General features: G+C 63.7%; 2 rRNA genes. Both read left to right on the top strand.

The window, feature by feature from the left end:
* Positions 1-1,421: ribosomal RNA gene (locus tag DW024_RS09160) — 16S ribosomal RNA — on the top strand; the annotation flags it as partial.
* 395 nt (positions 1,422-1,816) lie between these two features.
* Positions 1,817-4,792 (top strand): 23S ribosomal RNA (locus tag DW024_RS09155).
* Positions 4,793-4,894: the final 102 nt, after the last annotated feature.

Raw genomic sequence — 4,894 nt, 5'->3', positions numbered from 1 at the left:
GAAGCGAGTGGCGAACGGCTGAGTAACACGTGGAGAACCTGCCCCCTCCCCCGGGATAGCCGCCCGAAAGGACGGGTAATACCGGATACCCCGGGGTGCCGCATGGCACCCCGGCTAAAGCCCCGACGGGAGGGGATGGCTCCGCGGCCCATCAGGTAGACGGCGGGGTGACGGCCCACCGTGCCGACAACGGGTAGCCGGGTTGAGAGACCGACCGGCCAGATTGGGACTGAGACACGGCCCAGACTCCTACGGGAGGCAGCAGTGGGGAATCTTGCGCAATGGGGGGAACCCTGACGCAGCGACGCCGCGTGCGGGACGGAGGCCTTCGGGTCGTAAACCGCTTTCAGCAGGGAAGAGTCAAGACTGTACCTGCAGAAGAAGCCCCGGCTAACTACGTGCCAGCAGCCGCGGTAATACGTAGGGGGCGAGCGTTATCCGGATTCATTGGGCGTAAAGCGCGCGTAGGCGGCCCGGCAGGCCGGGGGTCGAAGCGGGGGGCTCAACCCCCCGAAGCCCCCGGAACCTCCGCGGCTTGGGTCCGGTAGGGGAGGGTGGAACACCCGGTGTAGCGGTGGAATGCGCAGATATCGGGTGGAACACCGGTGGCGAAGGCGGCCCTCTGGGCCGAGACCGACGCTGAGGCGCGAAAGCTGGGGGAGCGAACAGGATTAGATACCCTGGTAGTCCCAGCCGTAAACGATGGACGCTAGGTGTGGGGGGACGATCCCCCCGTGCCGCAGCCAACGCATTAAGCGTCCCGCCTGGGGAGTACGGCCGCAAGGCTAAAACTCAAAGGAATTGACGGGGGCCCGCACAAGCAGCGGAGCATGTGGCTTAATTCGAAGCAACGCGAAGAACCTTACCAGGGCTTGACATATGGGTGAAGCGGGGGAGACCCCGTGGCCGAGAGGAGCCCATACAGGTGGTGCATGGCTGTCGTCAGCTCGTGTCGTGAGATGTTGGGTTAAGTCCCGCAACGAGCGCAACCCCCGCCGCGTGTTGCCATCGGGTGATGCCGGGAACCCACGCGGGACCGCCGCCGTCAAGGCGGAGGAGGGCGGGGACGACGTCAAGTCATCATGCCCCTTATGCCCTGGGCTGCACACGTGCTACAATGGCCGGTACAGAGGGATGCCACCCCGCGAGGGGGAGCGGATCCCGGAAAGCCGGCCCCAGTTCGGATTGGGGGCTGCAACCCGCCCCCATGAAGTCGGAGTTGCTAGTAATCGCGGATCAGCATGCCGCGGTGAATGCGTTCCCGGGCCTTGTACACACCGCCCGTCACACCACCCGAGTCGTCTGCACCCGAAGTCGCCGGCCCAACCGAGAGGGGGGAGGCGCCGAAGGTGTGGAGGGTGAGGGGGGTGAAGTCGTAACAAGGTAGCCGTACCGGAAGGTGCGGCTGGATCACCTCCTTTCTAGGGAGATAAATCTTCTAGAGAGATCAACTTAACTCGAATAGAGGGCAGGAGCCCGTCCGGTAGATGTCCGCCAGGATGATTCCCCGCAGCACCCGGTCCCCGGGGTCGCACCCGCGTACCTTGAGAGCCGCATAGCGATAGGAGAGAGATGGAAGATCATTCTTCCAGACTCGATTCTTTTCTGCGATTTATCAGACAGAATGATAGCAATCATTCATCCGATCCAAACAAGAAGAATTCACTTATATATGAGTGAGGAGCATCTGATCGCGAGCACAGTCAAGACTGTGCCGCGGTATGAGATACCCGAATTGCGACATACGAGCGCTATTCATGATATCGATTAATTTTTATTAGCGACACGTGGATATCCCGCGGGCCCGAGAGCGGTCCCGCAAGATACCACGGGCGCACGGCGGATGCCTTGGCACAGGGAGCCGATGAAGGACGCGGCAAGCTGCGATAATCCCCGGCGAGGAGCACACATCCTTCGACCCGGGGGTCTCCGAATGGGCGAACCCATCCACAGAGGTGTGGATATCCCGACCCCGAACACATAGGGGCCGGGAGGACAACCCGGGGAACTGAAACATCTAAGTACCCGGAGGAGAGGAAATCAATCTCGAGACTCCCCGAGTAGCGGCGAGCGAAAGGGGACCGATGGCCAAACCGTCGAGCGGGCATACCCGGCAGGGGTTCCGCCGACGGGGTTGCAGGGCCGCGCATCCGGGGGCTGCCGCCCCCGGGCGCAGGTCCGGCTGGGGAGCGGAACGGCATGGGAGGGCCGGCCGCAGCGGGTGACAGCCCCGTACGCGAACCCAGACCGGACGGCGCGACGCGGTCCCTGAGTAGGGCCGGGCACGTGAAACCCGGTCCGAACCTGGGTGGACCACCATCCAAGCCTGAGTACTACCCTGTGACCGATAGCGCACCAGTACCGTGAGGGAAAGGTGAAAAGCACCCCGGGAGGGGAGTGAAACAGTACCTGAAACCGTGCGCCCACGAGCAGTCGGAGCACCCTTCGGGGTGTGACGGCGTGCCTTTTGTAGAATGAGCCAGCGAGTCGCTGGCGCGGGGCGAGGTTAACCGAAAGGGAGCCGGAGCGAAAGCGAGCCTTAACAGGGCGACTTGAGTCCCGCGCCGCGGACGCGAAGCCGGGTGAGCTATCCGTGGGCAGGCTGAAGCGGGGGTAAGACCCCGTGGAGGGCCGAACGCACGTCGGTTGAAAACGGCGGCGATGACCTGCGGATAGGGGTGAAAGGCCAATCAAACCCGGAGATATCTCGTTCTCCCCGAAATAGCTTTAGGGCTAGCGTCGCGCGTTCACCGCCGGAGGTAGAGCACCGGATGGACGAGGGGGCTTCGCCGCCTACCGAATCCAACCGAACTCCGAATGCCGGCGGCCCAGAGCGCGGCAGTCAGAGCATGTGGGCTAAGCTGTGTGCTCGAGAGGGAAACAGCCCGGACCGCCCGCTAAGGTCCCCAAGTTCCAGCCGAGTGGCAAAGGATGTGCGTCCGCCCAGACAACCAGGATGTTGGCTTAGAAGCAGCCATGCATTCAAAGAGTGCGTAACAGCTCACTGGTCGAGTGGACATGCGCCGACAATACACGGGGCTAAGCTGGACACCGAAGCGGCGGGATTTTATCTATATAGAATCGGTAGGGGAGCTTCCCATGGGCGGGGAAGCCGCCGGGCGACCGGCGGTGGAGCGCATGGGAGTGAGAATGCTGGCATGAGTAGCGAGAGACGAGAGAGTAACTCGTCCGCCGTGAACCCGAGGTTTCCTGGGCAAGGCTAATCCTCCCAGGGTCAGTCGGGGGCTAAGGCGAGGCCGGAAGGCGTAGCCGACGCGCAGCAGGCAGACATTCCTGCACCGCGCACGCGGCGCTACGACCGACGGGGCGACGGATGGGGGTGGCTCGGCGGGGTTCTGGACGTCCCCGTGATGGAGCGCGGCCCGCGGACCAGGGAAATCCGGTCCGCACGAGGGCGAGGCTCCGGACGAAGCATCTGAGCGAAGCGAGTGAGCCCGAGGTCCCTAGAAAAACCCCTAGGCAGGCGCGTGCGCGCCCGTACCGCAAACCGACACAGGTGGGTGGGTAGAACATACCGAGGCGATCGGGTCAACCATGGTCAAGGAACTCGGCACAATGGCCCCGTAACTTCGGGAGAAGGGGTGCCCGCGCGTACGTGAACGGACTTGCTCCGGGAGCGGAGGCGGGCCGCAGTGGAGAGGCCCAAGCGACTGTTTACCAAAAACACAGGACTCTGCAGAAGCCGCAAGGCGACGTATAGGGTCTGACGCCTGCCCGGTGCCGGAAGGTCACGCGGAGGAGTTAGCGCATCGCGCGAAGCCCCGAAGCCAAGCCCCGGTAAACGGCGGCCGTAACTATAACGGTCCTAAGGTAGCGAAATTCCTTGTCGGGTAAGTTCCGACCTGCACGAAAGGCGCAACGACTTGGGCGCTGTCTCGACCATGGACCCGGTGAAATTGCACTGGTCGTGAAGATGCGACTTACCCGCGGAAGGACGGAAAGACCCCGTGAACCTTCACTGCAGCTTGGCATTGGCCGCTGGTCCCGCGTGTAGAGGATAGGCAGGAGGCATCGATCCGGAGGCGCCAGCCCCCGGGGAGCCGCCCTTGGAATACTGCCCTCGCGCGACCGGCGTCCTAACCCGAGGCCGTCGACCGGCTCGGGGACCGTGCCAGGCGGGCAGTTTGACTGGGGCGGTCGCCTCCTAAAGGGTAACGGAGGCGCGCGAAGGTCCGCTCGGGACGGTCGGCAACCGTCCTTTTGAATGCAAGAGTACAAGCGGGCTTGACTGCGAGGCCCACAAGCCGAGCAGGTGCGAAAGCAGGCTCTAGTGATCCGGCGGCCCCGAGTGGGTGGGCCGTCGCTCAACGGATAAAAGGTACTCCGGGGATAACAGGCTGATCTTGCCCAAGAGTCCACATCGACGGCAAGGTTTGGCACCTCGATGTCGGCTCATCGCATCCTGGGGCTGGAGCAGGTCCCAAGGGTACGGCTGTTCGCCGTTTAAAGCGGTACGCGAGCTGGGTTCAGAACGTCGTGAGACAGTTCGGTCCCTATCCTCCGTGGGCGCAGGAGAATCGATGGAGGCTGCCCCCAGTACGAGAGGACCGGGGTGGACGCACCTCCGGTGAACCGGTTGTCGACCAACGGCACGGCCGGGTAGCCGCGTGCGGCGCGGATAACCGCTGAAGGCATCTAAGCGGGAAGCCGTTCCAGGGATTAGTTCTCCTTCCGGTAAGGGCCCAGGTAGACTACCTGGTCGATAGACGGCAGGTGCAAGGCTGGCGACAGCCTCAGCCGAGCCGCACTAATCGCCCGAGCTCTTCCGGAACCGCACCTCGCGGCCCGCGGGACTGAGCGCTCATGCGCGGTCCGGGCACGAGGATGCCCCCGAGTCACCTCCCCTATGCGCCATGCGGCCCCCAGGGCACGT

The organism is Collinsella sp. AF37-9 (assembly GCF_003475115.1).
Classification (GTDB): domain Bacteria; phylum Actinomycetota; class Coriobacteriia; order Coriobacteriales; family Coriobacteriaceae; genus Collinsella.
The sequence above is the reverse complement of the archived record's forward strand: the minus strand, read 5'-3'. Positions and strand labels throughout refer to the sequence as shown.